Consider the following 26,863-nt stretch of genomic DNA (forward strand, 5'->3'; position numbering starts at 1 on the left):
GTTCGATAGACAAATTAGCTGATTTGCCTTAGGAAATGAAGCTGGATGGTATTTTAACCGTGAAATCATGGAACTCGATCGAATCGACCGCAGAATTCTCTCTATTTTGCAGGAGGACGGACGAATCGCCAATGTCGAGCTCGCCGAACGCATCGGACTGTCGCCGACCTCGATCGGCGAGCGGTTGAAGCGCTTGCAGCGCGAGGGCTTCGTCGAGGGCTACGGCGCGCGGCTCAACCCGCACCGGCTCGGCCTTGGCCTGTTGGTGTTCGTCGAGGTGCTGCTCGACAAAACCACGCCTGACAATTTCGAGCGTTTTGCACGCGCGGTAAAACTCGCGCCTGAAGTGCTGGAGTGTCACATGGTTGCCGGCGGCTTCGACTATCTAGTGAAGGCGCGGCTTGCCGACATGACCGCCTATCGACGCTTCCTCGGCGAGACCTTGCTGTCGATGCCGGGCGTGCGCGAGACGCGCACCTATGCGGTGATGGAGGAGATCAAGCGCGACGCACCGTTGCCGGTGGGCTGAGATATGCTGTCGCGATTGTCATTGCCGTGGCGTTGAACGCGCGGCCTTCGTGGGAAAATAGCTATCCTTGTGCAATCGCAACGCCCGTCGTCGAATGCACTGACCGTCTTCAAAATTTTCTTGGCCCCACTCCCGGATCAATCCGGGAGGCAGCAAAAGCTGGCGGGCTTATACTTTGAGGTTCTCTGCGGAGCTCTTGCCCCGGTTTGCGATCTCTTCGTATTCCACCGTCTGTCCTTCGTTCAGGGACGACAGACCGGCTTTCTGCACTGCCGAGATATGCACGAACACATCTTTGCCGCCCGACGCAGGCTGGATAAATCCATAACCCTTCGTCGGGTTGAACCACTTGACCGTACCTTTGGGCATCACGTCTTCTCCGCGGGTCTTCCTCCGAGATATCGAACCGCCAGTCCCCGCCAACCGGCCGGTTCGGTCCTAACAGGATACGCGGAATGTAGCAGGCTTGGTAGATCAAACCACATCGGCATTGCGCGGAAAATCGCTCAACTTCGCGGCGTTTTTACCGGTTTTGCCCGTTTCGCGGTCAATCGGCCCGCGCACGTCGCACCCTTCGTCAATAAGTCGCGGCCAGATAGTCGACGATCTTGCCGACATCGGCATCGTCGATCGGTGCACCATAGACCTTGATCATCTTGGTCACCTCGGCCTGCCAGAAGCCTTTCTTGTCTTTCATCGGCGGCTGCGTGTTGATGTAATCGGCCGAGTGGCAGGCGCTGCAATTGCCCTGCACAACCTCGAGATTGGGGCCGGCCCTGAAGGCGGCGACCTCGTCCGGAAGCTGGTAGTTGACGGGTGCCGCAATCGTGGCAGGGCCTGTCGCAAGCCAGGCAAGGCCGGCGGCAAACGCGATGACGAGGAGAACGGTGCGCTGCATGATAAATCTCCTCAGGCCACGCTGACGCGGACGGTTTCGACGACGTTGCGCAAATAACCCGCCGGATTCCAGCGCGGCTGCTCCGGCTGCGTTTCGCCGGCATTGCTGGTGGCGCGGACCTTGAGTTCGTAGGCGCCTGCCGCGAGTTTCACCGGCAGCTTCCATTCGCGGAAGGAGTAGTTGCCAAGATCCTTGCCGAGCTTGGCGTTCGTCCAGGTCTTGCCGCCGTCGGTGGAAACCGCGACCTCCTTGATGCCTTTGCCGCCGTCGAAGGCGATGCCGCGGAGCGTCGTGCCGCCCGCCTTCAGCTTGGCGCCGTCGGGAACGCTGGTGATGAAGGAGCGGATGGTGAAGCGGTTGATCGGGATGGTCGCCTTCGGCGCGGTGCCCGGCTCGATCGCATTGTTCGGCGTATCGGGAATGCGATAGGCCGACTTCATCCAGAAGCCGTCATAGACGTTGTCGATGACGGTGATTTCGTTGAGGTGCTTGACCCAGTAGGTGCCGTAATAGCCGGGCACGATCAGGCGCAGCGGGAAGCCGTTGAGGAACGGCAGATCCTCGCCGTTCATGCCATAGGCCAGCATCACCTCGCCGTCGGTGGCGTGATCGAGGTCGAGCGCCTTGACGAAATCGGGCGTCTTGTCGCTGACCGGGCCGTCCATGCCGCCGAAGGTGACCTGCTTCGCGCCGGCCTGCACGCCGGCCATCTCGAGCACGGTCTTCAGCGGCACACCGCGCCAGCGCGCATTGCCCATCGCGCCGTTGGCGAGCTGGCCTCCGGCGACGCGCGGCTCTACGAGGCCGCGGCTGTTGCCGGAGCATTGGTTGACGGCGACGATCTCCGTCGCCTTCATCTTCCGAATATCTTTCAGCGACAGTTTGAGCGGCTTGTCGACCTTGCCCTTGACCTCGAGGGTGAACTTGTCGGGATCGAGATTGTAAGGCAGGTCGGAGAGGTGATAGCGGACGAAGAACGCGTTATTTGGCGTCAGCGGGCCGTCGTTGAACACCGCAAACGGCGTCTCGAGCTGCGGAGGCCGGCTGGTCAGGCCGATCATCGGCCGCTTCTGCGGATATTTCACCAGCGGCCGTTCGCCATTGGCGAAGGGAAGGGTGGTGGTGTCGAGTGCCAGCGCTTTGGTTGGGTTCAGTGTGGCCGCAATGGCGGCAAGTCCCGCTCCTTTGAGCAGGTCACGTCGATCAAACATTTAGTCTCCTCCCGGAGCTTTCCGTTGAATAGCGGTCATCACCGCGATCCTGCGCTCATCTGCCGCAACGACTCAGATGAAGTCAATTCGTGCTTTCGCAGCAGGTCTATGCCGCTGCGATGCAGCAAGCCGGTGTTACGCCGCTGCGACGACGGTGCGCTCCCTCGCCCCGCTTGCGGGGAGAGGGTTGGGGTGAGGGGGAGTCTCCGCGAGGGAGGTGAGAGATGGACTCGCGAAGAGTCCCCCTCACCCGGAATCCGCGCTACGCGCGCATTCCGACCTCTCCCCGCAAGCGGGGCGAGGCGAAGAATCACGCCGCGACGCGTTCGTCACCTGCGATGAGAGCGGACAATTTTCTCGTGTCCGCGATGACGCGCACGACCATCGGCTCGTCGCGGCCGCGGATCGCGACCTCCTGCTGCGGCAGGGCATCGTCGCGCAGGCCGGCGGTGCGGCGGACCTCCTCGGAGACGATCGCCTCGCAGGCGAGCGTCTTCGTCATGTCCTGCAGGCGGGCTGCGACATTGACGGCATCGCCGAGCGCGGTGAAGACGATGTGGTCACGATAGCCGATGTCACCGATGATGACCTCGCCGCCATGGACGCCGATGCCGAAGCGGATCGGCTGGCGCAGATCGTGGCTCAGCAGCTCATTCAACGCGTCGACATGGGTGGCGATACTCGCGACCGCCTTCAGCGCCTGGCGGCAGGCGGTCTGCGGATCGGCGGTGAGTCCGAATAGCGCCAGCATGCCGTCGCCGACGAACTGGTTGGGCTGTCCGCCATTCTCGATCACGGCCTGCGACACCGCGGCAAGGAAACGATTGACGATGAAGACGGTGTCGAACGGCAGCCGCTTCTCGGCAAGCTGCGTCGAGCCGCGCATGTCGACGAACAGGCTGACGAGATAGCGCTCCTGGCCGATTCTAGCGGGCGACGCGCCGTGCGCGTTCGCCGTCAGCATGTGCGGCATGAAGAGCTGGAAGAAGGAGAGGTCGCAGCTTGGCCGCAACTGGCAGGCAAGCCTGATCGAGGGATCGGCAGTACCGACGCGGGCGAGCACGAAGGCCTCGCGCTGCGACGGCTCGGGCAGGGCGCCATGGTCGCCGATGATGCGGATGCGGCAGGTCGAGCAGCGGGCGCGGCCGCCGCAGACGCTGGCATGCGGGACGTTATGGCGGAGGCTGGCTTCGAGCACGGACAGACCCTTGGGCACGCGCACCGTCTTGCCGTTGCCGTAGGACAGCGCGATCATGCCGGCCCGTCGCTCGCGCCAGCCGCGCACGCCGCGCCCGAGCAGCACCAGCCCGAGCAGGCCGATATAGCCGATGGTGAGGCCGCCGGTGATGCGGTCGAGCGTGTCGGCTTCCGCGACCGTGCCGACCTGGCGCTGCGTGAAATTACGGGGGCGCCACTCCCCGTCGTCGCTGTCGGTGGCGACGCTGCGGCCGCCCTGGTAGATACCGAGCAGCGCCAGCGTCGGGATCAGCACAGCCGCCGACAGCAGGAACGGCGCGGCGCGGGTGAAGAACGGTTTCAGCCGGAGCCAGAAATAGATGCCGATGCAGCCGTGCACCCAGGCGATGATCAGCAGGGTCGTCATGGTCCAGATCCGGCCGGGTGACACGACGAAGAACAGATAGAGCTCCTGCGGATACAATTTTTCGTGGCCGTACAGCGTCTGGCCGAGCCGCACGCCAATCACATGCGCCATGACCAGCGCCGGGATGCTCAGCCCCAGCACGAGTTGCAGCGGCTCGATCGCCCGCCAGCGGAACTGGCGGCGCTGATACAGCGCGTACACGCCGAGCCCCATATGGGTCAGCGCGGCGCCATAGAACACGATCGCGACGGGGAGGAACTGCCAGAACGTCGTGTGGTAGTAGACCCCGATCTGCATGGCATCGACCGAGATGTTGCCGAGCGCATGGTTCAGAAAGTGGCTGACCACATAGGCGAACAGAATGACGCCGCAGACCAGCCGCACCTGCCGCGCGTTGGTCGCGCGGGCAAGTTCGTACAAGCGTGAAAGGGCGGTGGCGGCCATGATTCGGTTGTACCAGTTCATCAAGGAGAACAGCCAGCGGAGAGTTAAATTCCGCTTGTGAATGGTCGCTCTGATCACATACGCGGCAAGCCGCTGTCGTCCCTGCGAAGGCCGGGAATAACCCCAGGGAGCGGTTGTGGCGCGAGCCGGTAACCACGAGTCTTCGCCAAACTCGATCCTGTGGCTACGGGTCCCGAATCTGCGCTTCGCTTGTCCGGGACGACATGAAATATGACGCAACACCCCACATTGACTCCCCCTCCCAAGTCGGGGAAAAGCGCGGCCGTGACGATCGCTCCCGACATCACCGTGAAGCTCAGCGGCGCCGCGCGCCGGCCGCTTGTCGTGGCTGCGCTCATCATCGTCGCGATGACGCTGCTGCGCATCGTCTACGCCTCGTCGATCGAGCTGCGAACCGACGAAGCCTATTACTGGACCTGGTCGAAGGAGGCGGCGTTGAGCTTCCTCGATCATCCGCCGATGATCGCCTGGTTCATTCGCTTCGGCACCGCGATCTTCGGCGACACCACGCTCGGCGTCCGCTTCGGCGGCATCGTCGCGATGCTGGTGACGCAGCTTCTGCTTGCCGACATCGTCCGCCGTCTCACCCACGACATCCGTGCGGTCGTGCTCGCCGTGCTGATGCCGGAGGCCGCGCTCTATTACGGTCTGTTGATGGCCAAGGTCGCGCCCGACGTCGCCTTGATCCCGTTCGCGGTGGCGATGATGTGGTCGCTGGTGCGGCTCGCGCAGAGCGGCGACGGACGCTGGTGGCTGGCGGCCGGGCTGTTCGCGGGCCTGTCGCTGCTGTCAAAGTTCACCGCAATCATGTTCGCGCCGGCGGTTGCCGCGTTTCTGCTGGTGCCGGATTGGCGCTGGCGCTGGCTGCGCAGCCCCTACCCTTATCTTGCCGTTCTGATCGCGATCGTCATGTTCTCGCCGGTCCTGATCTGGAACGCGCAGCACGATTGGGCCTCGTTCCGTTTCCAGGGCGTGCGCGCCACCGCCAATTACGGCATCTCGCTGCGTACCATCGGCGATTATATCGGCCTACAATTCGGCCTCGTCGGTTTCGTCATGCTGCCGGTGGTGCTGTCGGGGCTGGCGATGACGGCGTGGCGCGGTTATCGCACGCGCGAGCCGGTCGCAATTTTGCTCTCGACCGCGGTGCTGGTGCCGTTCCTTTATTTCTTCGTGAAATCGCTGACGCTCCGGGTCGGCGACACCTGGCCGATGTTCATGTGGCCGATCGGCTTCGCCGCCGTGGCGGTCAACCTCGCGGTGCTGGCGGGAGAAGGCTGGTCGGCGCGAATGATCCGGTCGAGCATCTTCTGGGTCGACACGGCGGTGATCTCGGGCATCACCTTCGTCGTGATCGTGTTCCTTTACTACGTCGCCGCGCCCTGGAATTTTCTCGGCAAGAGGGATCCGATCGGGGCCGAGGCCGGCTATGAGCAGGTCGCCGCGCGCGCGCAAGCCGCGCTCGATGAGACCGGCGCGACCTGGATCGCGACCACGGACTACCGCACCTATGCCATGATGCGCTGGCTGTTCCGGGGGCGCGTGCCCGTCATCGAGATCAGCGAGCGCGGCCGTTTCCAGGATTTTCGCGATCCCGGCCTGGATGGGATCAAGGGGCACGCCGGAATCTATGTCGGCCGCGAGCCCGACAATCATGGCTCGGTGTGGGATTCGATCCCCGCCAAACGCGAGGCGCTCGCGCAAGTCGAGCGCCGCTGGCGCGGCGTCGTGATCGATACCTACGCGTTGGACAAACTGACCGGCTGGACCCCTGAGCTGTCGCCGCCAAAGGATTCGCCGCTGTTCCAGTGGCGCGTGCTGGCGGGGGAATTCAGTGCAAGACTTGCGCGCCATCTCTTACCCTCCCCTGGAGGGACCCTCCAGGGGAGGGTAAGCGAGCGCCCTATGCCTCGTCCTCTTTCTTCCGCAACAAATCCGTCGCGAGATCGGACAGCTTCGGCGGTGGCAGGGCGGCAAACGGCAGCGGCCTTGTGACGTCGATTGCGGCGAGGCCCAGCCGCGCCGTCAGCAATCCGTTGAGCATGCCTTCGCCGAGGCGCTGCGAGAGCTTTGCCGCGATGCCATGCCCGAGCATCTGCTGCACCAGGCTGTCGCTTGCGGCCATGCCGCCGGTGATGGCGAGATGGGCGATGACGTGGCGGAGCAGGCGGATCATGCCGAGCGCGCCGGGGCGGCCACCATAGAGCCGCGCAAGCTGGCGGATCAGGCGGAGCGAGACCACGAACACGAACATCACGTCGATCGCCGCGCGCGGCGAAACTGCCGTCACGATCGAGACCCGCTGCGCAGCCGACGATACCAGCCGCCGCGCTTCCGTATCCAGCGGCGACATCAGTTCGCGCTCGGCGAGCCGGATCATGTCGGCACCGTCGATGATCTCGCCGGCATGGCTCTCCAGCGCGGCGCGGGCGCGCGCGAGCTGCGGGTTCTGATGCGCGATCGTCAGGAGTTCCTGCACGATGGCGCGGCTCTCCTTGCGATCGTCGCTCGCGAGCACTGCGGCTGCGCGCTGATGCAGCTTCTCGATGGTCGCCAGCCGCGCGAGGCCAAGCGCCTCGCGTCCGATCACCACCGCGAGCGCAAGCGTGGTGACGAAAGCGAGGGCAAGCCCGACAAAGCCGAGACCCTCGCTGCGCGCAAACAGATCCTCGATCAGACGGACGACGCCAAGCCCGACGCCGAGCAGCGTCAGCCCGGCGACGCCGGACCAGAACAGCGCGCCCCAGGGAAAGCCGCGTCGCGCCGGGAGCGCCGGCTCAACCGGTACCGGCAGCGTCGATGGATCGGGCTCGGGCGTGATCTGGATGGTGCCGCGACTGATGCGTCCTGTCTCGTCGGCTTCGGTGACAATGACGCCGGGATCGTCGAGCCGAAACGTGGCCGGCCGCCGCGGCTGGGATCGGTCGTTCATGACAACTTATCTCCGATCAGGAACTGCAAGGCACGGTCGAGGCGGATGTGTGGCAACGTCGGCTCGTCGGTCCCCTCACGTTCGAGCTTGGGCGGACGGAAGCGGAGGAAGCGGAAATCGCTCTTCTCGGCAGCTTGGGTCGAGAGGCCACGAAAAGCGTCCGCGCCGTTGAACAGCGCCTCGGGATCCAAAGGCAGATCGCCGGGAAAGGTCGCGACCTCCGTGTTGCCGTCGAAGAACTCGCCGCCGGCGCTTTCGCCGGCCGCCGGCGTTCCAAGGAGTGACGGCAATTTGTCGCGGCCATGCGCGACCTGCGCCTCGCGGGTGGCGCGGACGGCCGCGAGCGCCACTACGTCGATCTGCGCGCCGGTATCTTCCGCGCGCGCCACGGCGCGCGAGACCGCGCGGCGCAGCACGGCCTCGAGCCGGTCGTGGCTGGAGTGATGCAGATGGTCCGCCTTGGTTGCCGCAAACAGGATGCGGTCGATGCGCGGCCGAAACAGGCTGGAGAGGAATGTGCTGCGTCCCATGCGGAAGCAATCCAGAATGCCGGCGAGCGCTGCTTCGAGATCGTGCAGCGCGTCGGGTCCGGAGTTGAATGCGGCGAGCGCGTCCGCCAGCACGATCTGGCGATCGAGCCGGGCAAAATGATCGCGGAAGAACGGCCGCACCACGACGTCCTTGTAGGCCTCGTAGCGGCGGACCATCATCGCCCACAGCGATCCCTCCGGGGCCTGGCCGCCGACGGGCACGTCGAGCGGTGCAAAGGTCAGCGCCGGCGAGCCTGCGAGATTGCCGGGCATCAGGAAGCGGCCGGGCGGGAGCAGGCTCATGGCAAAGCGTTCGTCGCGGCAAGCGCGGAGGTAACCGGTGAACAGCTTTGCCGCAGTCAGCGTCGCTTGCTCGTCCTCGCGCGCCTCGGGCTTCAGCGTTGCAAGATGGCTGTGCCACTCGGCGGCAAGATGCGCGCGCGGCGCCTCGCGCGACAGCGCCAGGCTCTCCGCCGACCATTGCTCAAAGCTCTTTTGCAGGAGCGGCAGATCGAGCAGCCATTCGCCGGGATAGTCGACGATGTCGAGCGTCAGCGTGCGGTCAGCGCCGTTCTGGCGCTGGTAATCGATGACCAGCCGCAGCTCGCTGATGTCGACTGTCGAGTTCGGCCAGAGCCGCTCCTCGATCAGCGCGCGCAGATGGCTTTCATAGGAAAAGCGCGGCACGGCGTCGTCGGGCTGGGGCGCCAGCTGCGCCCGCGCGATCCGGCCCGAGGCGTAGGCCTCGAATACCGGAAACCGCCCGCCGCGCGTCAGCCCATGGATCAGCGCGGTGATGAACACCGTCTTGCCGGCCCGCGACAGGCCGGTGACGCCGAGCCGCACGGTGGGGTTGAAGAAATGCTCGCCATAGTCGATCAGCGCCCGGGCCGACAGGCGCGCCTCCTCGACCATATCCTGGAAACTGAATGCCATATGAACGTGAGGGTCTCGGGCGGGCGGGCGGGCCAAATAGGCAAAACGGACTAGTCACAAAAATGGCAACTGCCTGAGGAAATTCAAGCTTCATACTTCCACCGCGTTCTTGGGCGAACCAGCCCTTGAACGCCGCGTTAACTGCGAAAGACCAATATTGGACACCTATAGACGCTTCCGGACCGCCATGCCTGTCTTCACGCTGAAACAGTTCGCCTCCAACTCCGTCCACGCCGCGGCCGACGTGGTCGGTTGGAACTACGACCGCGCCGAGATCATTGCTGACGGTATCATCCATGCCGTCGGTGTGTTGTCCGGTATCATCGCTGCGACCGTGCTGGTGGTGCTCGCGGTGGTCTATGCCGACGCGATCGATATCGTCGGTGTCTCGATTTATGTCGCCGGTCTGCTGTCGATGCTGGTGTTGTCGGCGACCTATAATCTCTGGCCGGTGTCGCCGGTCAAATGGCTGCTGCGGCGGTTCGACCATTCGGCGATCTATCTGCTGATCGCGGCGACCTACACGCCGTTCATCCTGGAACTGAAGGACAGCGTGTTCGCGCTGGCGCTGCTCGTCTGCGTCTGGTGCGTGGCGATCCTCGGCATCGTGCTGAAGCTTCGCTATCCCGGCAGGTTCGACCGCGTCGCGGTCGGCATTTATCTCGCGATGGGCTGGAGCGGCATGATGCTCTACGATTCCGTGGTCAAGGCGCTGCCTGCGCTGGCGCTCGGCTTCGTGCTGGCGGGCGGCGTGCTTTACAGCCTTGGCGTGATCTTCCATGCTTGGCGCCGGCTGCGCTTCCAGAATGCGATCTGGCACGGCTTTGTCTTGGCCGGCGCGGCGTGCCATTATACCGCGGTGCTCGACCTCGTGTTGAGCTGAGCAAAACCGCGAAGCGGTAAAAGACAAAATAAGACAAGAGGAGACGTCGCATGCAGGTGACCGGCAAGGTCGTGGTCGTCACGGGCGGCGCCAACGGCATCGGCAAGGCGCTGTGCGAGGCCTTTCACAAGGCGGGCGCCGCCAAGGTCGTGGTTGCCGACATGGACGCCGCCAACGCAAGGGCCGTCGCTGCCACGGTTGATGGCGCGGCCTTCAGATGCGACGTCGCGCAGGAAAAAGAGATCACCCATGTCATCGAGGAGACCGAGCGGCAGTTCGGCCCGATCGAATTATTCTGCTCCAATGCCGGCATCGGCGGCGGCTTCGATCCGATGTCGGTCAATGCCGGCGGCGCTTCGGACGAGCCGTGGCAGCGCAGCTGGGCAATCCACGTCATGGCCCATGTCTATGCGGCGCGGCATCTCATCCCCCGCATGAAGGCGCGCGGCGGCGGCTATTTCCTCAACACCATCTCGGCCGCTGGCTTGCTGTCGCAGGTCGGCAGCCCCGCTTATTCCACCACCAAGCACGCCGCGGTCGGCTTTGCCGAAAACCTCGCGATCTCGCACAAGGCGCACAACATCCGCGTCTCGATCCTGTGCCCGCAAGGTGTCGACACCAACATGCTGCGCTCGATCCCGAAGGGCCCGCAATCCGGCGACGGCGATCTCACGCCGGAGCAGGTCGCCAAAGACGTGCTCGCCGGCCTCGATCAGGAGACGTTTCTGATCCTGCCGCACCCGCAAGTGCTCGGCTACATGCGCAAGAAGACCGAGAATTACGACCGCTGGATCGGCGGCATGGCCAAGATCCAGGCCAAGATGCGGGACGAGTTCGGGAAGTAGCGCGTCGCTGCAATTTCGGTATGGTCGTCCCATGCCCAGCTATCGCCTGCATTACTTCCCCGAATCCGGCAACAGCTACAAGCTGGCGCTGATGCTCACGCTCTGCGGCGAGACGTTCGAGCCGGTCTGGACCGACTTTGGCGGCGGCGTCACGCGCACGCCGGAGTGGCGCAAGGCCGTGAACGAGATGGGCGAGATTCCCGTGCTCGAGGTCAACGGCGTGAAGATGACGCAGACCGCGCCGCTCTTGCTGAAGCTTGCAGATCAATACGGGCGTTTCGGCGCCGGGACGGCGGATGAAAAATTCGAGCTGCTGCGCTGGCTGTTCTGGGACAACCACAAGCTCACCGGCTACATGGCGACCTACCGCTTCATGCGGGCCTTCACCGAGAAGACCGATCCGCAGGTGCTGAAGCACTTTCGACGGCGGCTCGAGGATTTTCTCGGCATCCTTGACGGACATCTCCAGCACAACGCCTTCGCGATCGGCACCAAGCCGACGGTCGCCGATATCTCGATGATGGCCTATCTGCATTATCCGAGCGACGAACACGGTTTTGATTTCGCGGCGAGCCATCCCGCCATCCATGCCTGGCTTGGCCGCATGGCCGCGCTGCCCGGCTGGAAGCCGGCATATGAACTCTTGCCCGGCAAGCGGATGACGAATTACGCGAAGTGAGGACTTCGACTACCGCAGAGCCAACCAACCGAGCGTGAACAGAATTCCGCCGATGATGACCACCACGGCGACCGCCGAGGTGCTGACGCGGATGCTGCCGCTGGCCTGTTTGGCTTCCTCATTCCGCGCGATCTCGCGATTGCGCTCCTTGTCGGCGTCGCTGGTATCCGTCATGGGTCATCCAAAATCGGCTATCGCCGCGCTAACGCGTCTTGATAAAGCACATGCCAATGCGGCGCGAGGCCGCGGCGGCCTGACAGGTCAAACCTTTAGCACAGGTCCATGACGTAAAACTCCTGTCGGCCGTTTCCGATCCCGCATATTGCAAGGAACAATGCGCACCCCAGCCGTCCTGGTACTCGGTCCCGGCCAGCTCCTGGGCACCGCGGGTCTGCGGCCGACTGGCAAATCCGCGTGAGAAATCAGGGTGTTTGCCCGCGGCAAATGCGGTCAGGATGTCGCGGCGGCGGGGCTGGTCGCCGACAAAATGCGGCGAGGCTGGCACGATGTTGGAATTCGACGCCTTGTCCGCAAGCCAGTCCACACCCGGGAAATGGAAGCCGCCGATGCCGCGGGTCTGGTGGCAACCGGAGCAAGTGGTGTCGTTGAGGCGACGCTGGAAGCCCGCGACCGAGCGGATGTTCTGCATGTCGATGCCGCGCGCGGACGCCTGCTTCAGCGCGCCAACCACGTCGTTGTCAGTGAAAAGAGGCTCGCCTTTGCCTTCCCCTTTACCTTCTCCTTGCATCATCCCGAACTCCGGCTGCATGTCCGATGCATCGAAGCCGGCCGGCGTCGGCGCGATCGCAGCCTTGGCCAAAAACTTCTCCGGGATCAGCGCCGTGCCACGATCGAACTCGCGAAGATTCTCCGGCGTGAGCAGCCAGGCCTTGAAGTCGCGTCGGAGCGCGTCGTCAGCGAGAATGCGGTCGCGGTCGATCTGGTTCTCCAGCGTCGATTCCTCGAACTGCTTGGTCGCGGCGTCGTACTTGAACACCTTCAACAGATAGTCGGAGCGAAAATCATGCAGCGCCGATTTCGGCGCGATCGAGATCTGGATATTGGTCTCGATGCGGTCGATCATGGCATCGTAAGGCAAGAAGCTGCTGCCGATAAGCCCCTGCCAATCGCCATTGCCGAGCCAGCGACGCGCGACCTCGGCGCAGGTGACAGGCTTGCCGCCCTGATCAGTCTGGCGCGCATCTCGCGCCTTCATCACCAGGTTGAACGTCATCGGCAGGCGCGTCGCCGACTTGCTGCCGTCCGGCTGGGTCTCGAAGCGGGCCAGGCGATAGATCAAACGGATCTCGCCGCAGGCTTCTTCCGAGACATAGGCGCGGTCCATGCGGTTGACGATGCCAGCCAGCACGAACCGCGTGTTGGGGGATTTCAGGACAGCGCGATCGAACAGCTGGACGTCAAAGCCTTCGCCGACGCCGATGGTTTCGTTCGGCGATGCCGCATTGTGCTGCGCGATGTAGCGGTCGAACTCCGCGTCGATTGCGGGGAGAATTGGCTTGAGCTGCGACAGCCACGAGAACATCAGGTCGGTCGTGAGCGGAAAATTCGCGTTGCGCTCCGGCCAGAGCAACCGCGAGATCGTGAGCACGTCGTTCTGATCCAGCTTGCGCAGCACATCGGGATCGGTGATCGCCGTGCCGCGCACAAGCGGCGCGGTCTCTGCGGCCAATGACGAAACCGCGCCGCCCAACAATGCGACGGCAACAACGAGAATTCGCAACGCGCGGCTCATGCCATCACTAACACCGCGCGGGGACGCCTATTCAAGCAAAAAGGCGCTTCACATCGTGGTGAAGCGCCTCTTCAAAAGTCGGATATCGACCGCTTAACGCGCCACGATCAGGCCCTTGCTGGTGACGACCACCCAGCGGCCGTCCTGGCGGCGGATCGCATCGACGCGGCCGATTCCGGGGATGGGATCGCCGGCGTAGACTTCGTAAAGACCACCCCGGCCTTCGATCAGCGCGCCACCGTTGGAGACGTCGCGCAACACCCAGCCATCGACCGTCGGCAGCCGGCCGATTTCGGTCTTCGGCGCAGCAGGCACGGGAGCCGGCGTGGCGGCAGCGGTCGCAACCTGGGTCGGCCCGATCGAGCCGGTGGTTTCCTTCGCGGGCACGGCGGCTGCGGCCTGCGCGGGGACGGCGGGCGGCGTGACACGGAGCTTGTCAACGGTCTCGGACAGCTTTGCGAGCTTGGCCATCGGCTCGGCCTGCGCCTTCTCGAGCTTGTCGAGGCGGTCGTTGGCCCGGTTGGACTGGCTGACGCCGGTCTTCGAGGCGTGCTCAACATTGGCCTTGAGCGCGACAATGTCGGCATCAATCCGGGAGACCGAAGCATCCAGCGCGCTGGTATCGGCGATTTGCGCCGGCGCCGGGCCGGCGGCAAAATGCATGACACCGGCGGTCGCGAGCGCGCCGCTGACGGCGCCGACGCAGGCGGCGATTGCCACGACCGCGGCCATCGCCGACAGGCGGCGCGTGCCGCCGCTCTCACGGATCTCGTCCGCCTTCACATGCGGGGCGAACTCTTCGCGGTCCCAGGACCGCTCCGAGGGCGCCATGACGGTGAGCTTGCCGGGCTGCGGCTCGGGCTTGGCCTCGGCCTCAGGCTTCGCACTGATCTTGGGCACCTCAATCCGCGGCGGCTCGACCTTGGGAGCGTCCGGCTTGGGCGGTGCCTCGTGGTCGGGCGCGATCGAGGGGGCCTCGACCGCGGCGGCAGCCTCGACGTCCTGCGGCGCGGCAGCGGCGGCTTCAGGGGCGCTGGTGTCCTGGACGGCCTGTTCGGACATGGGTTCGCTCACGGCTCAAATACTCCAGTCATGATTGACTTTTTGGTAACTTTCATTGCTTGCGAATTCCTTACCTTCGAACCCGCTTACCGAAATTTTAGGAACTCGTCCGAGGCCGAATTGGGCCGGGAAAGTGGAACCGGCGTGGCGGCGTGCAACAAATTGTCAGCCGATGCTGCTCTGCGGCAGGACGTGGGGCTTAGCCGAAGGGGTTGTTTGCCCGTCACTGTTCCCCGGCTAACATGAGCCGCCCCGTCAGCCAGAAGGGCGTTTGAGGAGTGCCATGACGATCGAGAAGTGCATCAACGCGTTTGGTGTCGATGACGTCATCTTCGAGGAGGGCTCGACCGGCCGCGAGCTGTTCGTCGTGCTCGACGGCGAGGTCGAGATCGCCAAGGTCAGCGGTGCGAGCAAGACCAGCATCATCAAGCTCGGCAAGGGCGAGTTCTTCGGCGAGATGGCCGTGATCGACGGCTCGGCGCGCTCGGCGACTGCGATTGCTTCGGCGCCGAACACGAAGGTGATGCGGATCAACCACGCCCGATTCGTCTATCTCGTCAGCCAGCAGCCGGCGTTCGCGTTGATGGTGATGGACGCGCTCTCCAAGCGGCTTCGCGCCTCCAACGCAGTGACGTACCGGGGAGCGCAATCATGAGCGATCGCAAGCCCACTTCATTTCCGATCCTGATGAAGAACGATGTCTGCTCGCTGATCCAGGCCGCCGATGACGTCTACCAGATCCGCTTCTCCAACCGCGCCGCTAACGCTTATCTCGTGCGCGGCTCGGCGCGCACCATCCTGATCGATGTCGGGTTATCCTCGAACTATCCGGCGATGGTCGAGTGCCTGACTTTCGCCGGCTGCCCGCCAGAGAGGATCGACATGGTGGTGCTGAGCCACGAGCATCTCGACCATATCGGCGCGGCCTGGCACTTCAACGAGCGCCGCACTTTTGTTGCCGCCCATCGGCTCGCCGCCAACAAGATCATGCTGCGCGACGATTTCTCGATGCTGCGCAAGATGTTCAACGAGCCGAATGTGCCGATCAATGTCGACATCTGGCTCGAGGAAGGCAATCTGATCGACCTCGGCAATTTCCGCCTCCACGTGATGCACACGCCGGGCCATACCTCGGCCTGCATCACGCTGTTCGACCAGGACAAGGGCTTGCTGTTCGCCGCCGACACCTTGATGCCCGGCGGCGTGATGGGCGGCGTGTTCGGCTCAGGCAGCATCTCCGACTACATCCAGTCGCTGGAGCGCATCAAGGGACTGAATACGAAGCTCCTGCTGTCAGGACACGGACGGCTGTCGGACACGCCGCAGGAGGACGTACGCATCGCGATTGCGCGGTCGCACGGATTGCTGGAGGACACCGCGCAACTGTTCGACGCGCTGGACGCGCGCTCGAATTTCGAGCCGATCATGCAGTCGGTGCGGGACTTGAACAAGCTGGATGATTAAGGGGCTTGCGCCTCTGCCAACCCCGTCAATGCGAGCGCAGCGAAGCAATCCAGAATCTCTCCGCGGTGACAGTCTGGATTGCTTCGTCGCAAGGGCTCCTCGCAATGACGGAGTGGGCGGGGCCCGCTCCGTCCGCACGTTAAATCACCACCGGCGTATCCGGCAGCTCATTCGGATGCGGACCGCCTGGCGGAAAATGCCTTGCCAGCTCCCGCGACACCGCCGCGATGCCGTCGATCACGCCGCGCTCGAACTGGCCTGACCTGAACTCGGCCTCCATCGCACGGCAGATCCGCTCCCAGCCTTCGGCGCCGACCTTCGCGTCGATGCCGCGGTCGGCGATGATCTCGACGTCGCGGTCGGCGAGCAGGAGATAGATCAGCACGCCATTGTTATGCGCGGTGTCCCAGATCCGCAAATGCGCGAACACATCGAGCGCGCGCTCGCGTGCGTGCTGGTTGCGGAACAGGGGGCCGCCGTCGAGCGCGCCTTCCACGACGAAACGGACCTGGCCGGAATGCGTCGCCTCGCCCTGCTTGATTGCCTGCTCGATGCGGTCGAGCACGTCTTGCCGAAACACCTGCTTCGCCCGCCAATGATGCAGGAAGAGATGCCTGGTGATGCGCTTGATGCTCATGATCTACCAGCTCCCCGAGGCGCCGCCGCCACCAAAGCTGCCGCCACCGCCGCTGAAGCTGCCGCTGGATGACGATCCGCTGCTCCAGCCACCGGACGAGGAACCGCTCGACCACCCACCGCCGCGCGATGAGCCCGTCGACGCCGGAAACAGATCGGCGATGAAGGCGAGGACAAAGCCGATGATCCCGGCGATCAAGGCAATCCCTGCCGATCCGAGAAAGAGCAACGCCAAAATGCCGACCACGCCGCCGGTCGCAACCGAGCCCAGCAGCCGTCCCAGCAGAGTGCGCAGGAACCCGCCGATGATGAGCGAGCCAAACAGAGCGACCGGCAGGATTGGCCCGATATCGTCCAGATTGCCAAAATTCACGCTGCGTGAGGGAACCGGCAGCGGCTCGCCATCGACAACGCTGATCATCCGATCGATGCCGGCGGAGATTCCGCCGGCAAAATCTCCCTCCCTGAACTTCGGCGTCATGACCTCGTCGATGATCCGCCGTGACGTGACATCGGTGAGCGCGCCTTCGAGGCCGTAGCCGACCTCGATGCGCAAATGATGGTCGTTCTTGGCGACGACGAGGATCGCGCCGTCGTCGACCTTCTTACGACCGATCTTCCAGGCGTCGGCGACGCGGATCGAGAACTGCTCGATTGATTCCGGGTCCGTCGTCGGGACGATCAGGACGGCGATCTGGCTACCCTTCCGCGTCTCGTAGTCACGCAGCTTTTGCGACAGCGCAGCGACGTCGTTGCTCGACAGCGTTCCGGTCTGGTCGACCACGCGCCCCGTGAGCTGCGGCACGGCGACGTCGGCCGCCGCGGCGAACGACCACGTCAGCGCAAGCGCGAGCAGGAAGGCCTTGACGGCGCGCATCGGGGCCAAACGCACTTACTTCGACGGCGCGGGCGCCGGATTGAAATCCACCTTCGGCGCGGTCGAGATTTCCTTCTCGTTCTCGACCGCGAAATTCGGCTTCTCCTTGTAGCCGAACACCATCGCGGTGAGGTTGCTCGGGAACGAGCGGATGGTGACGTTATAGTCCTGCACCGCCTTGATGTAGCGGTTGCGCGCGACCGTGATCCGATTCTCGGTGCCCTCGAGCTGGGACATCAGGTCCTTGAACAGCGCATCGGACTTGAGTTGCGGATAATTTTCGGTGACGACCAGAAGCCGCGACAACGCGCTGGAGAGCTCGCCCTGGGCGGCCTGGAATTTCTGGAGGGCGGCCGGATCGTTGAGCACCTCGGGCGTCGCCTGGACGCTGCCGACCTTGGCGCGGGCATTGGTGACGCCGAGCAGCACGTCCTTCTCCTGCTGCGCGAATCCCTTCACCGAGTTGACCAGATTAGGCACGAGATCGGCGCGGCGCTGATACTGGTTCACCACCTCGGACCAGTTGGCCTTGATCTGTTCGTCCTGGCCCTGGATCGCGTTGTAGCCGCAATTGGTCAGGCTGAGCGAGGCCAGCGCCGCCAGCACAGTCAGGATCTTGCGCATGAAATTTCTCCCGGTGGAATCTGGTGCAAACTATCAGACTGAGTGCGCGAGACGCCAGCGATCTTGCGCCCTGCCGAGGCGCGAAAAGCAGCCGACTGACGCAAGCCCCTTGCCTATCATTGGCCGACATAGTCAACTCTGAATAACAAGACGAAAACGTCAGGGAAACGCCAGGGGGAACACGATGTCCTCGTTCGAGACCATCCTCGTGGAGAGGCCGGAGCCGGCGATCACACGGGTCGTGATGAACCGGCCCGACGCGCGCAACGCGCAGAACCTGCAAATGACCTACGATCTCAACGCCGCCTTCGATGCCGCGGTGCAGGACGATGCGATCAAGGTGATCATCCTCGCCGGCAACGGGCCGCACTTCTCCTCTGGCCATGATCTGCGCCCTGGCGGCAAGAACGCCGCGGGCGTCGATTTTCCGCCGATCGGAAATTGGGGCGGCTTTGCGGAAGCCAATGCTCATGGCCGCTTTGCGCGCGAGCAGGAAATCTATCTCCAGATCACGCGGCGCTGGCGCAATTTGGCCAAGCCCATGATCGCCGAGGTGCACGGCAAGTGTATTGCCGGCGGCTTGATGCTGGCCTGGGCCTGCGACCTCATCGTCGCCAGCGACGATGCGCAGTTCTGCGACCCGGTGGTGACGATGGGCGTCTGCGGCGTCGAATGGTTCGTGCATCCCTGGGAGCTCGGGCCGCGCAAGGCGAAGGAATTTCTCTTCACCGCCGACGCATGGAGCGCGCAGGAGGCGCACCAGCTGGGCATGGTCAACCAGGTCGTGCCGCGCGCGGAGTTGTCATCGCGCGTGCTGGAGCTGGCGCGCCGAATCGCAACAAAGCCGTCGTTCGCGCTGAAGCTGACCAAGGAGGCGGTGAACCGCTCGGTCGACGTGATGGGGCAGCCGGCCGCGATCGACCAGGCCTTTGCGCTGCATCAGCTTTGCCATGCGCATAATCTTCAGGAGTTCGGCATGGTGGTCGATCCATCCGGGCTGCATCCCTCCGTGCGCAAGCCGCCGGCGGCCGCGGAGTAGACACGATGGATCTCAATCTCAGCGACGAGCAACGGTTGCTCCGCGAAAGCGCCGAACGTTTCGTGGCCGGAAGCTACGATGCCGATCACCGCAGGAAGATGGCAAGCGATCCGCGCGGTTTCAGCCCGGCGGTGTGGAAGCAGTTTGCCGAGCTCGGCTGGCTGGCACTGCCGATCCCGGATGAGTTTGGCGGGCTCGGCGGCGGCGCGGTCGAGATCGGCATTCTGATGGAAGCCTTTGGCCGCGGGCTGGTGTCCGAGCCCTATGTTGCGACGGTCGTGCTCGGGGCTGGGCTGGTCGATCGATGCGGCAGCACGGCGCAGAAGCAGGCGCTGTTGCCGAAGATCGCGGACGGCACGCTGAAACTCGCCCTCGCCCATTCCGAGCGCGCCGCGCGGTTCGATCTTTCCAAGGTCGCAACCATCGCCAACAAGACGGCACAAGGCTGGCGTCTCTCCGGCAGCAAGATCGCGGTTCTCGACGGTCATGCTGCCGACGAGATCATCGTCTCCGCGCATCTTCATGATCATCAGGGACCATCGGGGCGGCTCGGCCTGTTTCTGGTGCCGGCGACCACGCCGAGCCTTGCGATCTCTGACTACCAGCGCCTCGGCGGCGGCCGCGCCTGCAACATCGAGCTGTCCGACGTGCAGCTTCCTGAAGACGCCCTGCTCGGCGACGGCCACGACGCACTGCCGGCGATCGAATGGGCCGTCGACCGCGCCATGGCGGCGCTCGGCGCCGAAGCTGTCGGCATCATGCAGGTGCTTGTCGACACGACGCTGGAATACACCAAGATCAGAAAACAGTTCGGCCGGCCGCTGTCGGCCAACCAGGTGATCCGCCACCGCCTCGCCGACATGGCAATGCAGGTCGACGAGGCGCGCTCGATGGCACTGCGCGCCGCGCTGAAGGTGGATAGCCCGCCGGTCGAGCGGGCACGGGCTGCCTCAGGCGCGAAGGCGAAGATCGGCAAATGCGCGCGCTTCATCGGCGAGCAGTCGATCCAGCTCCATGGTGGCATGGGCGTCACCGAGGAGCTCGAGGTCGGCGCCTATTTCAAGCGGCTGGTCGCCTTCGACACGCTGTTCGGCGGCAGCGCGCATCACTATCGCCGCCATGCCGAGCTTGGCCGCACCGCCGTGCCTGCCTGACAAGAGGAGCGCATCATGGACCTGTCGTTCAATGCCGAGGAGCGCGCCTTCCAGGACGAGGTGCGCGGCTTCATCGCTAAAAATCTCACCGACGAGGTGAAGCGCGCCACCGCGCTGACGCCGTCGGTGTTCTCCGATCCCGATATCGGCATGGCCTGGCAGCGCGCGCTGAACAAGCAGGGCTGGGGCGCGCCGGGCTGGCCGGTCGACCATGGCGGGCCGGACTGGACCCCGGCACAGCGCTGGATCTTTGAGACGGAATCCGCGCGCGCCGGCGTGCCGAATGTCAATGTGATGGGCGTGAAGATGGTCGGGCCCGTCATCATCGGCTTCGGCTCACCCGAGCAAAAGAACTTCTACCTGCCGCGGATTCTCTCTGGTGAAGACTATTGGTGCCAGGGTTATTCCGAGCCGAGCTCCGGCTCCGACCTGTCCTCGCTGAAGACGCGCGCGGTGCGCGACGGTGACGATTACATCATCAACGGCACCAAGATCTGGACCACGCACGCGCACCACGCCAACCGCATGTTCGCGCTGGTGCGCACCAGCGACGGGCCGCGCCAGCAGGACGGCATCAGCTTCGTCCTGATCGACATGAAGACGCCGGGGATCACGACCCGCCCTATCCTCACCATCGGCGGCGACCACGAGGTCAACCAGGTGTTCTTCGACGATGTACGGGTGCCCGTGGCCAATCGTGTCGGCGAGGAAGGCAAAGGCTGGACCTACGGCAAATATCTGCTCGAGTTCGAGCGCGGCTCCGGCATCGCCTCTGCAAAACTGCGCGAGGGGTTGAAGGCGATTTCTGATCTCGCTCAATCCGATCTCACCGGCCGCGCGATCGACAGTCCCGATATCGCCACCCGCATCTCCGAGGTTGAGGTCGATATCGACGCGCTGGAGATGACGGAGCTGCGCGTGCTCTCCGCGCTCCAGACCGGGCAAAATCCCGGCGCTGTATCGTCCATCCTGAAGCTGCGCAACAGCGAAATCCGCCAGGCCGTCACGCGGCTCGGGGCCGACGTGATCGGCCACGACGCGCTTGCGGTCGAGCCGATGCGTCCGCTCTACAAGCTCAACCACGAGCCGGCGATCCCGGAGGAGATGCTGACGGTGGTGCCGGAATATCTCAACGGCCGCGCCTACACCATCTTCGGCGGTACGTCGGAGATCCAGCGCGACATCATCGCGAAGATGATGCTGGGGATTTGAGGCTTCGAAGCGAACCGGCACCATACCTCGGTGTCGTCCCGGCGAAGGCCGGGACCCATTACCCCAGGGAGAAGTTGTGGCGCAAGGTCGGTAACCACCAGTCTTCACCAAACCTGACTCGGTGGTTATGGGTCCCGGCCTTCGCCGGGACGACGAGGAGAGTTAGCCCGCCACCTTCGCGTCCCGGATCGCCTTCCAGATCTTCTGCGGCGTCAGCGGCGTGTTGAGCTGGCTGATGCCGAGCTCGGCGAGCGCATCCATCACGCCGTTGGTGACGCAGGGCGGGCCGCCGATGGCGCCGGATTCGCCGCAGCCCTTGGCGCCGAGGGGATTGGTGCGGCAGGGCGCGGAATCGTCGAGCGTCACCACGATCGGCGGCACGTCGTCGGCGCGCGGGATGCAATAGTCCTGGTAGCTCGCGGTAAGGAGCTGGCCGTCGGCATCGTATGACACGCCTTCATACAGCGCCTGGCCGATGCCCTGCGCCACGCCGCCATGGATCTGGCCCGTCACCAGCATCGGGTTCACGGCGACGCCGACGTCGTCGACCGTGGTGTAGCGCACGACGCGGGAGACGCCGGTCTCGGGATCGATCTCGACCTCGCAGATATGCGTGCCGTTCGGCCAGCTCGGCCCGTCGACCTCACCCTCGGAATCGACGCTGAGCTTGGCACCGCTCTCCTTCTCGGCGATGTCGAACAGGCTGATGCGGCGATCGGTGCCGACCACGGTGAGCATGCCGCCCTGATATTCGATGTCCTCGACCGAAGTCTCGAGCACGTTCGCGGCCTTCTCGCGCGCCTTCTGGATCAAATCGTTGGAGGACACCGCGACCGCGGTGCCGCCGACGAACAGCGAGCGTGAGCCGACGCTGCCGAAGCCCGTGGCGAGATCGGTATCGCCCTGCACCACGTCGATCTTGTCCATAGTGATGCCGAGCGTGTCGGCGATCATCTGGGTGTAGGTGGTCGCCAGCCCCTGCCCCATCGCCATGGTGCCGGAATGCAGGATGACGCGGCCCTGCGAGGTCGCGTGCAGGCTGACCTTCTCGGTATGGGCGCGGCCACCGGTCCATTCGATGTAGGAGGTGAGTCCGCGGCCATAGAGCAGGCCCTTCTTCTTCGCGGCTTTCTTGCGCGCGGCGAAGCCATCCCAGTCGGCGAGCTTGACGGCACGATCGAGCATGTGCGCGAAGGCGCCGGAGTCATAGACCTGACCGGCGGCGTTGGTGTAGGGCAGCTGTGCCGGCTTGATGTAATTCACCTTGCGGATCGCGCGCGGATCCATGCCGATCTTTCGCGCAGCCGCATCAAACAGGCGCTCGACGATGAAGACGGCCTCGGGGCGGCCGGCGCCGCGATAGGCGCCGACCGGGGCGGTGTGGGTCATCACCGACTTGATCTCGAAATGCACCAGCGGCAGGTCATAGACGCCAGTCTGCACGAACGGCCCGAGCACCAGCGGAATGATGTTGCCCGCACCCGAGGAATACGCGCCGGTGCAGCCGATCGAGGTGACGCGATAGGCTAGCACCTTGCCTTTCTCGTCGAGCGCGAAGGAGGCCGTCGAGGTGAGATCGCGGCCGTGGGTGCCGCCGACGAATTCGTCGGTGCGGTCACCGCGCCAGCGGATCTTCTTGTGCAACTTGGTCGCGACATAGGCGACAATGCCGTCTTCCGGATAGAGATTGGTCTTCTGACCAAAGCCGCCGCCGATATCGCCGACCAGCACGCGCACGCTGTCCTTCGGCCGCTTCAGCACGGCCTCCGCGAGCACGTCGCGGGTCGAAGCCGGGGTCTGCGACTGCACATGCAGGAAGAGCCGGCCAGTGGCCTTGTCGATCTCGGCAATGGTCGAGCGCGGCTCCATGGCGGAGGGCACGAGGCGCTGGCTGACGAGATCGAGTTCGACCGTGTGCGCGGCGCTGGCGAAGACTTCATCCACCTTGGCGGCATCGCCGTAGCTCATCGCGCCGACGATGTTGTCGGGCGCATCCGGCCACACCACCGGCGCGCCGGGTTTTACGGCCTCGACAGGATCGACCACCGCGGGCCGTACGTCGTACTCGACGACGATCGCTTCGGCCGCGCTCTGGGCCTCTGCGCGTGATGACGCCACCACTGCCGCCACCGCCTCGCCGGTGTAGCGCACGATTTCATGAGCGAGCAGCCGGCGCGGCGGCACCGTCATCGGCTTGCCGTCGGGGCGCTTGAAGATGCTCAGCGTCGGGATGGTGCCGACGTCGTCCTTGATCAGATCGGCGCCGGTGTAGATTGCGGCGACGCCGGACATTCCGGCCGCCGCAGCGGTATCGATCGAGACGATTTTGGCGTGGGCATGCGGTGAGCGCAGCACGTGCAACCACAGCGCGCCGTCCGCCGGCTTGTCGTCGATGAACTGCCCCTTCCCGGTAAGCAGCCGCTGGTCTTCCAAACGCTTGACGGGCTGGCCCGCTCCGAAACGCAGATTGCCGGGAAGAATGTTCATTCCGCTCAGTCCTCGAAGTCTCTTGAAATCGGGCTGCCTTTTAGCGGATCGAGCTATGCGAGACCAGCCGCGGTTTTGGGCGGCGGGACCATGGTTTAGTCATGCCGGGAGGCGCTATGCCAGCTCCCGCAGCGCCGCTTCCACGACCTTGCGCTGCTCGATTGTCAGCGCCGCCTGCGGCGGGACGGGATCGCCGACGTCGTAGCCCTGGATCGCCAGGCCCGCCTTGATGCAGGCCGCGAGGTTGAAGCGGGCGAAGGCTTCGTTGATGCGCCACAGCCGGCGCTGGAGCGCCATGGCCTCGTCCCAGCGGCCGCCCTTGCAGAGGTCGTAGAGCGCGACACTCTGGCGCGGGATGATGCAGGCCGGCCCCGCCATCCAACCGAGCCCGCCGATCAGCATCACCGCGGCCGGGATATGGGCGGAGGCCGAGAACACGCGCAAGGCATCGCCGCAGCGGTTCATGATCGAGAGCAGCCGGCCGGTGTTGGTCGAGGCGTCCTTGATGTAGCCAATGCGCGGATGCTCGGCGAGGCGCGCGATGATGTCGAGGGTGAGGTCGGAGCGCTGGAATTGCGGATTGGTGTAGATGACGACGGGGATGTCCACGGCATCCGCGATGCTGCGGAAGTAGGATTCGACCTGGGCGTCGGAGAGCGGGAAGTAAGCCTCCAGGATTGCTAGAATGCCGTCGGCGCCGAGCTTCTGGTAGGCCTTCGCCTGCGCCACCGCATCCGCCGTCGAGGTGGAGGCAACGCCGGCAACGACCGGCACGCGGCCCTTTGCTGCCTCGATCGTGGTCTGCACGATCGCCGTGCGCTGCGCTGCGTTGAGATAGGCGAACTCGCCGGTCGAACCCAGCGGGGTCAATCCGTGGACACCGGCACCGATCAGATCATCGCAGAGCTTTGCGAGCACATTCGTCCGCACCGCGCCATCGGCATCGACGGGCGAAACGAGATAGGGGAAGACGCCGTGAAAATCGCTCATATCGGGGAATAAAATCCGGAGGAGTCTGGTCTTCTTGAACACACGCGCAATCCGGCGCGTGCTATCACGGGGCATTATTGCCATCAAGTGAACTGCCTTCGAAGAGCGTATTTGTGGTTTTGGGAATTGTCCTGCAGCGTTGGCGGACCTCGTTGCGTTGCGCCGGTGCGCTCGCGGTCGCACTTTACCCCGGCCTGGCTGAGGCAGGTGAATGCCCGTCCGCCCAATCGGAAATTGTGACCGATCGTCCTGACGTGACCAATTCCAGCCTGGTCGTGCCGGCGGGCAGCATCCAGATCGAGAACGGCCTCAACACCTCCGGCCAGAGCGCCGGCAAGGGGTTTGACGGCAGCAACAGCCGCATCCGTTTCGGCGTCGCGCCGTGCCTTGAAGTGCTGCTTGATGTTCCCAGCTATGTCGGGCGGCTGACAGGCGCGGTCGACACCGGTTTCACCAATGTAACCCCCTCTGTGAAATGGCAGGTGAGCGGGCTGCCCGAGCCTGCGAACCTCTCGGTCGTCTTCGGTGTCGGCCTGCCGACCGGCACACCCGCTATCACCGGCGCGGGCCTTCAGCCCTACCTGCAACTGCCCTGGTCTTACGAGCTCGGCGGCGGCTGGGGCATCAGCGGGATGGTCACGAGCTTCTTTCGACCGTCCGATTTCGCCAACCACCAGACCAGCGAAGCGACCTTCGTAATCGAGCGGAAGGTCAGCGAAAGGCTGGCGCTGTTCGCCGAATATGTCGGCGACTTTCCATCGCGGGGTGCGAGCACCGCGCTGCTCAATGTTGGCGGCGGCTATCTCCTGAACCGCACCGAGCAACTCGATTTTCACCTGGCTTTCGGCCTCAACCGGAATTCGCCCGACTACATCATCGGCGTCGGTTACTCTTACCGCTGGGACAACGTCCTGAGCACTGCGGCAAGACCAGCGCTACGGCATTGACCACTGCTTAGGGACGTTGCGCGACCGGCTCACACCTTGAGAAGCCGCACCCGCGTGCCCCAGGGATCGATCGCCTCGACGCCACCCGGCAGCTGTGCGATTTGGACGGCGGCCTTGTACAGGCGCTCTTCCTGCGCGGCGAGCAGCTCCGGCTTCTCCGTCACCAGCGAGAACCAGGCGAGCCCCGTCGTGGCATCGTCGCGCTGGCCGGCGCCCTGGCTCTGCCAGACGTTCATGCCGAGGTGATGGTGATAGCGGCCGGACGACAGGAACGCGGCGCCGTTGCGCTTGCGCGTCGGATCGAGGCCGACCGCGCCGTGGTAAAAGCTTTCGGCTTGGGCGAGATCGCCGACGCGCAGATGCATATGGCCGACGCGCAGGCCGTCGGGCGACTTGGCATAGTCGGCAACGCGCGTATTGGTCAGCGACAGCAGGTCGGGAATGTTGAGCTCATCGGCCGCCATCTTCACGCTGCCCTCGCTCCACTGCCATTGCGAGGGATCGCGGTCGGCATAGACCTCGATGCCGTTACCCTCAGGATCGTCGAGATAGACGGATTCGCTGACGAGATGATCGGCGAAACCCGACAGCGGCACGCGATGCGAGGCGGCATGCACCAGCCAGCGCGCGAGGTCCTTGCGCGTCGGCATCAGGAAGGCGGTGTGGTAGAGGCCGGCCGCATTGCGCGGTTCGATCGCGGCGTCGGGGCGTGCTTCCAGCGCGAGCAGCGTGATGCCGGCCGTGCCGAGCTTCGCGGCGGTGGCCGAGCGCTCCAGCACCGTAAGGCCGATTACGTCGCGGTAGTAATCCGAAACCGTGTCGAGATTCTTCACCCGGAGCGTGACCATGCCCACCCGCATCGGCGTGCGGCTGGCATAGGTCGGGCCGCCGCCTTGCGAAGTGCCCTCGGCGCGCGCAGCAGCCGCGGCGGCCATTGCGAGCGAGGTGGCGCCGGCAAGTTGAAGCAGGGTGCGGCGGGTGAGATCGATGGTCATCAGTCAGGGCTCGCTGAAAACGATTAAGGCCGGGCGGCGCAATTTTCCGATTGCTACACGTTCCCGTGAGCGGCTCCCAATCACATGTTCGTCGGCCGTGGTCCTACGGTGT

General features: G+C 64.5%; 26 protein-coding genes. 11 read left to right on the forward strand and 15 right to left on the reverse strand.

Features of this window, described 5'->3' with window-relative positions; translation table 11 throughout:
- Positions 1 to 67 precede the first annotated feature (67 nt).
- Positions 68 to 529: an Lrp/AsnC ligand binding domain-containing protein gene (locus ACPPVR_RS35130; RefSeq protein ID WP_122401136.1), complete on the forward strand. Its 462-nt coding sequence runs from the start codon at positions 68 to 70 to the stop codon at positions 527 to 529.
- Positions 530 to 697: 168 nt separating this feature from the next.
- On the opposite strand, the gene ACPPVR_RS35135 is transcribed toward ACPPVR_RS35130, so the two are convergent.
- From ACPPVR_RS35135 to ACPPVR_RS35150, 4 genes are all read right to left on the reverse strand, one after another.
- A complete protein-coding gene (locus tag ACPPVR_RS35135; protein WP_247503692.1) occupies positions 698 to 898 on the reverse strand; it encodes a cold-shock protein in 201 nt (66 codons plus the stop codon).
- Between the two features lie 208 nt (positions 899 to 1,106).
- Positions 1,107 to 1,427 (reverse strand): cytochrome c, encoded by a 321-nt coding sequence (locus tag ACPPVR_RS35140; RefSeq protein WP_426611097.1) that lies wholly within the window; start codon positions 1,425 to 1,427, stop codon positions 1,107 to 1,109.
- 11 nt (positions 1,428 to 1,438) lie between these two features.
- Complete coding sequence (locus tag ACPPVR_RS35145; RefSeq protein ID WP_426611098.1) at positions 1,439 to 2,638, reverse strand: molybdopterin-dependent oxidoreductase; 1,200 nt, start codon at positions 2,636 to 2,638, stop codon at positions 1,439 to 1,441.
- 310 nt (positions 2,639 to 2,948) lie between these two features.
- A complete protein-coding gene (locus ACPPVR_RS35150; protein WP_426611099.1) occupies positions 2,949 to 4,685 on the reverse strand; it encodes an adenylate/guanylate cyclase domain-containing protein in 1,737 nt (578 codons plus the stop codon).
- Between the two features lie 369 nt (positions 4,686 to 5,054).
- Between ACPPVR_RS35150 and ACPPVR_RS35155 the strand changes: the two genes are divergently transcribed.
- Positions 5,055 to 6,701: a glycosyltransferase family 39 protein gene (locus tag ACPPVR_RS35155; RefSeq protein WP_426616243.1), complete on the forward strand. Its 1,647-nt coding sequence runs from the start codon at positions 5,055 to 5,057 to the stop codon at positions 6,699 to 6,701.
- On the opposite strand, the gene ACPPVR_RS35160 is transcribed toward ACPPVR_RS35155, so the two are convergent.
- The gene (locus ACPPVR_RS35160; RefSeq protein ID WP_426611100.1) at positions 6,610 to 7,638 is read right to left on the reverse strand and encodes a YcjF family protein; all 1,029 of its coding nucleotides are present in this window, start codon (positions 7,636 to 7,638) and stop codon (positions 6,610 to 6,612) included. The genes ACPPVR_RS35155 and ACPPVR_RS35160 overlap by 92 nt on opposite strands.
- Positions 7,635 to 9,104 (reverse strand): YcjX family protein, encoded by a 1,470-nt coding sequence (locus ACPPVR_RS35165; RefSeq protein WP_426611101.1) that lies wholly within the window; start codon positions 9,102 to 9,104, stop codon positions 7,635 to 7,637. The genes ACPPVR_RS35160 and ACPPVR_RS35165 overlap by 4 nt, the downstream gene beginning before the upstream one ends.
- A gap of 187 nt (positions 9,105 to 9,291) precedes the next feature.
- Here ACPPVR_RS35165 and trhA point away from each other — a divergent pair, with 187 nt between their 5' ends.
- The 3 genes from trhA to ACPPVR_RS35180 are packed head-to-tail and all read left to right on the forward strand — an operon-like array spanning position 9,292 to position 11,511.
- Positions 9,292 to 9,987 carry a PAQR family membrane homeostasis protein TrhA gene (trhA, locus tag ACPPVR_RS35170; protein WP_426616244.1) on the forward strand — a complete coding sequence of 232 codons (696 nt, stop codon included), beginning with the start codon at positions 9,292 to 9,294 and terminating at the stop codon, positions 9,985 to 9,987.
- Between the two features lie 50 nt (positions 9,988 to 10,037).
- A complete protein-coding gene (locus ACPPVR_RS35175; protein ID WP_426611102.1) occupies positions 10,038 to 10,832 on the forward strand; it encodes an SDR family oxidoreductase in 795 nt (264 codons plus the stop codon).
- A 31-nt stretch (positions 10,833 to 10,863) separates the two neighbouring features.
- Positions 10,864 to 11,511 (forward strand): glutathione S-transferase family protein, encoded by a 648-nt coding sequence (locus ACPPVR_RS35180; protein ID WP_426611103.1) that lies wholly within the window; start codon positions 10,864 to 10,866, stop codon positions 11,509 to 11,511.
- 9 nt (positions 11,512 to 11,520) lie between these two features.
- Here ACPPVR_RS35180 and ACPPVR_RS35185 read toward each other — a convergent pair whose 3' ends face one another.
- From ACPPVR_RS35185 to ACPPVR_RS35195, 3 genes are all read right to left on the reverse strand, one after another.
- On the reverse strand, positions 11,521 to 11,685 hold the full coding sequence (locus ACPPVR_RS35185) for a hypothetical protein (protein ID WP_426611104.1): 165 nt from the start codon (positions 11,683 to 11,685) through the stop codon (positions 11,521 to 11,523).
- Positions 11,686 to 11,713: 28 nt separating this feature from the next.
- Positions 11,714 to 13,264, reverse strand: coding sequence for a hypothetical protein (locus ACPPVR_RS35190; RefSeq protein WP_426611105.1), 1,551 nt, complete (start codon positions 13,262 to 13,264; stop codon positions 11,714 to 11,716).
- Positions 13,265 to 13,357: 93 nt separating this feature from the next.
- The gene (locus tag ACPPVR_RS35195) at positions 13,358 to 14,326 is read right to left on the reverse strand and encodes a hypothetical protein (RefSeq protein ID WP_426611106.1); all 969 of its coding nucleotides are present in this window, start codon (positions 14,324 to 14,326) and stop codon (positions 13,358 to 13,360) included.
- Positions 14,327 to 14,609: 283 nt separating this feature from the next.
- On the opposite strand from ACPPVR_RS35195, the gene ACPPVR_RS35200 reads away from it, so the two are divergent.
- Positions 14,610 to 14,981 carry a Crp/Fnr family transcriptional regulator gene (locus ACPPVR_RS35200; protein ID WP_426611107.1) on the forward strand — a complete coding sequence of 124 codons (372 nt, stop codon included), beginning with the start codon at positions 14,610 to 14,612 and terminating at the stop codon, positions 14,979 to 14,981.
- Positions 14,978 to 15,790, forward strand: a complete 813-nt coding sequence (locus tag ACPPVR_RS35205) for an MBL fold metallo-hydrolase (RefSeq protein ID WP_426611108.1) — start codon at positions 14,978 to 14,980, stop codon at positions 15,788 to 15,790. Before ACPPVR_RS35200 ends, ACPPVR_RS35205 begins: the two co-directional genes overlap by 4 nt.
- 139 nt (positions 15,791 to 15,929) lie before the next feature.
- On the opposite strand, the gene ACPPVR_RS35210 is transcribed toward ACPPVR_RS35205, so the two are convergent.
- From ACPPVR_RS35210 to ACPPVR_RS35220, 3 genes are read right to left on the reverse strand one after another with little or no spacing between them, the layout of a single operon-like run.
- Positions 15,930 to 16,427 carry a TPM domain-containing protein gene (locus tag ACPPVR_RS35210; RefSeq protein ID WP_426611109.1) on the reverse strand — a complete coding sequence of 166 codons (498 nt, stop codon included), beginning with the start codon at positions 16,425 to 16,427 and terminating at the stop codon, positions 15,930 to 15,932.
- A gap of 3 nt (positions 16,428 to 16,430) precedes the next feature.
- A complete protein-coding gene (locus ACPPVR_RS35215; protein ID WP_426611110.1) occupies positions 16,431 to 17,303 on the reverse strand; it encodes a TPM domain-containing protein in 873 nt (290 codons plus the stop codon).
- Positions 17,304 to 17,318: 15 nt separating this feature from the next.
- Positions 17,319 to 17,927 carry a LemA family protein gene (locus ACPPVR_RS35220; RefSeq protein ID WP_426611111.1) on the reverse strand — a complete coding sequence of 203 codons (609 nt, stop codon included), beginning with the start codon at positions 17,925 to 17,927 and terminating at the stop codon, positions 17,319 to 17,321.
- A 184-nt stretch (positions 17,928 to 18,111) separates the two neighbouring features.
- Between ACPPVR_RS35220 and ACPPVR_RS35225 the strand changes: the two genes are divergently transcribed.
- Genes ACPPVR_RS35225 through ACPPVR_RS35235 form a run of 3 tightly spaced genes read left to right on the forward strand, consistent with a single transcriptional unit; the run spans position 18,112 to position 21,332 of the window.
- Positions 18,112 to 18,966 (forward strand): enoyl-CoA hydratase, encoded by an 855-nt coding sequence (locus tag ACPPVR_RS35225; protein ID WP_426611112.1) that lies wholly within the window; start codon positions 18,112 to 18,114, stop codon positions 18,964 to 18,966.
- A 5-nt stretch (positions 18,967 to 18,971) separates the two neighbouring features.
- Entirely contained in the window at positions 18,972 to 20,120 is a 1,149-nt protein-coding gene (locus tag ACPPVR_RS35230; RefSeq protein ID WP_426611113.1) for an acyl-CoA dehydrogenase family protein, read from the forward strand.
- A 15-nt stretch (positions 20,121 to 20,135) separates the two neighbouring features.
- Positions 20,136 to 21,332 carry an acyl-CoA dehydrogenase family protein gene (locus ACPPVR_RS35235; protein WP_426611114.1) on the forward strand — a complete coding sequence of 399 codons (1,197 nt, stop codon included), beginning with the start codon at positions 20,136 to 20,138 and terminating at the stop codon, positions 21,330 to 21,332.
- 162 nt (positions 21,333 to 21,494) lie between these two features.
- Here ACPPVR_RS35235 and ACPPVR_RS35240 read toward each other — a convergent pair whose 3' ends face one another.
- The gene (locus tag ACPPVR_RS35240) at positions 21,495 to 23,819 is read right to left on the reverse strand and encodes a xanthine dehydrogenase family protein molybdopterin-binding subunit (protein ID WP_426611115.1); all 2,325 of its coding nucleotides are present in this window, start codon (positions 23,817 to 23,819) and stop codon (positions 21,495 to 21,497) included.
- A 114-nt stretch (positions 23,820 to 23,933) separates the two neighbouring features.
- Positions 23,934 to 24,809: a dihydrodipicolinate synthase family protein gene (locus ACPPVR_RS35245; RefSeq protein WP_426611116.1), complete on the reverse strand. Its 876-nt coding sequence runs from the start codon at positions 24,807 to 24,809 to the stop codon at positions 23,934 to 23,936.
- Between the two features lie 236 nt (positions 24,810 to 25,045).
- Here ACPPVR_RS35245 and ACPPVR_RS35250 point away from each other — a divergent pair, with 236 nt between their 5' ends.
- Positions 25,046 to 25,756 carry a transporter gene (locus ACPPVR_RS35250; protein WP_426611117.1) on the forward strand — a complete coding sequence of 237 codons (711 nt, stop codon included), beginning with the start codon at positions 25,046 to 25,048 and terminating at the stop codon, positions 25,754 to 25,756.
- 29 nt (positions 25,757 to 25,785) lie between these two features.
- Here the strand turns inward: ACPPVR_RS35250 and ACPPVR_RS35255 are convergent, their stop codons facing one another.
- Complete coding sequence (locus ACPPVR_RS35255; RefSeq protein ID WP_426611118.1) at positions 25,786 to 26,751, reverse strand: VOC family protein; 966 nt, start codon at positions 26,749 to 26,751, stop codon at positions 25,786 to 25,788.
- Positions 26,752 to 26,863 lie beyond the last annotated feature (112 nt).

The sequence above is a fragment of the Bradyrhizobium sp. McL0616 genome (assembly GCF_049993385.1).
Taxonomy (GTDB): domain Bacteria; phylum Pseudomonadota; class Alphaproteobacteria; order Rhizobiales; family Xanthobacteraceae; genus Bradyrhizobium.

Bases quoted from the DNA above. Each gene is read 5' to 3' on its own strand.
- ACPPVR_RS35145 (WP_426611098.1), bottom strand. From the start codon at position 2,638: ATGTTTGATCGACGTGACCTGCTCAAAGGAGCGGGACTTGCCGCCATT.
- ACPPVR_RS35130 (WP_122401136.1), top strand. From the start codon at position 68: ATGGAACTCGATCGAATCGACCGCAGAATTCTCTCTATTTTGCAGGAG.
- ACPPVR_RS35175 (WP_426611102.1), top strand. From the start codon at position 10,038: ATGCAGGTGACCGGCAAGGTCGTGGTCGTCACGGGCGGCGCCAACGGC.
- ACPPVR_RS35235 (WP_426611114.1), top strand. From the start codon at position 20,136: ATGGACCTGTCGTTCAATGCCGAGGAGCGCGCCTTCCAGGACGAGGTG.
- ACPPVR_RS35205 (WP_426611108.1), top strand. From the start codon at position 14,978: ATGAGCGATCGCAAGCCCACTTCATTTCCGATCCTGATGAAGAACGAT.
- ACPPVR_RS35215 (WP_426611110.1), bottom strand. From the start codon at position 17,303: ATGCGCGCCGTCAAGGCCTTCCTGCTCGCGCTTGCGCTGACGTGGTCG.
- ACPPVR_RS35140 (WP_426611097.1), bottom strand. From the start codon at position 1,427: ATGCAGCGCACCGTTCTCCTCGTCATCGCGTTTGCCGCCGGCCTTGCC.
- ACPPVR_RS35245 (WP_426611116.1), bottom strand. From the start codon at position 24,809: ATGAGCGATTTTCACGGCGTCTTCCCCTATCTCGTTTCGCCCGTCGAT.
- ACPPVR_RS35150 (WP_426611099.1), bottom strand. From the start codon at position 4,685: ATGGCCGCCACCGCCCTTTCACGCTTGTACGAACTTGCCCGCGCGACC.
- ACPPVR_RS35220 (WP_426611111.1), bottom strand. From the start codon at position 17,927: ATGCGCAAGATCCTGACTGTGCTGGCGGCGCTGGCCTCGCTCAGCCTG.
- ACPPVR_RS35135 (WP_247503692.1), bottom strand. From the start codon at position 898: ATGCCCAAAGGTACGGTCAAGTGGTTCAACCCGACGAAGGGTTATGGA.
- ACPPVR_RS35195 (WP_426611106.1), bottom strand. From the start codon at position 14,326: ATGTCCGAACAGGCCGTCCAGGACACCAGCGCCCCTGAAGCCGCCGCT.
- ACPPVR_RS35160 (WP_426611100.1), bottom strand. From the start codon at position 7,638: ATGAACGACCGATCCCAGCCGCGGCGGCCGGCCACGTTTCGGCTCGAC.
- ACPPVR_RS35255 (WP_426611118.1), bottom strand. From the start codon at position 26,751: ATGACCATCGATCTCACCCGCCGCACCCTGCTTCAACTTGCCGGCGCC.
- ACPPVR_RS35190 (WP_426611105.1), bottom strand. From the start codon at position 13,264: ATGAGCCGCGCGTTGCGAATTCTCGTTGTTGCCGTCGCATTGTTGGGC.
- ACPPVR_RS35185 (WP_426611104.1), bottom strand. From the start codon at position 11,685: ATGACGGATACCAGCGACGCCGACAAGGAGCGCAATCGCGAGATCGCG.
- trhA (WP_426616244.1), top strand. From the start codon at position 9,292: ATGCCTGTCTTCACGCTGAAACAGTTCGCCTCCAACTCCGTCCACGCC.
- ACPPVR_RS35240 (WP_426611115.1), bottom strand. From the start codon at position 23,819: ATGAACATTCTTCCCGGCAATCTGCGTTTCGGAGCGGGCCAGCCCGTC.
- ACPPVR_RS35180 (WP_426611103.1), top strand. From the start codon at position 10,864: ATGCCCAGCTATCGCCTGCATTACTTCCCCGAATCCGGCAACAGCTAC.
- ACPPVR_RS35200 (WP_426611107.1), top strand. From the start codon at position 14,610: ATGACGATCGAGAAGTGCATCAACGCGTTTGGTGTCGATGACGTCATC.
- ACPPVR_RS35230 (WP_426611113.1), top strand. From the start codon at position 18,972: ATGGATCTCAATCTCAGCGACGAGCAACGGTTGCTCCGCGAAAGCGCC.
- ACPPVR_RS35225 (WP_426611112.1), top strand. From the start codon at position 18,112: ATGTCCTCGTTCGAGACCATCCTCGTGGAGAGGCCGGAGCCGGCGATC.
- ACPPVR_RS35210 (WP_426611109.1), bottom strand. From the start codon at position 16,427: ATGAGCATCAAGCGCATCACCAGGCATCTCTTCCTGCATCATTGGCGG.
- ACPPVR_RS35155 (WP_426616243.1), top strand. From the start codon at position 5,055: ATGACGCTGCTGCGCATCGTCTACGCCTCGTCGATCGAGCTGCGAACC.
- ACPPVR_RS35165 (WP_426611101.1), bottom strand. From the start codon at position 9,104: ATGGCATTCAGTTTCCAGGATATGGTCGAGGAGGCGCGCCTGTCGGCC.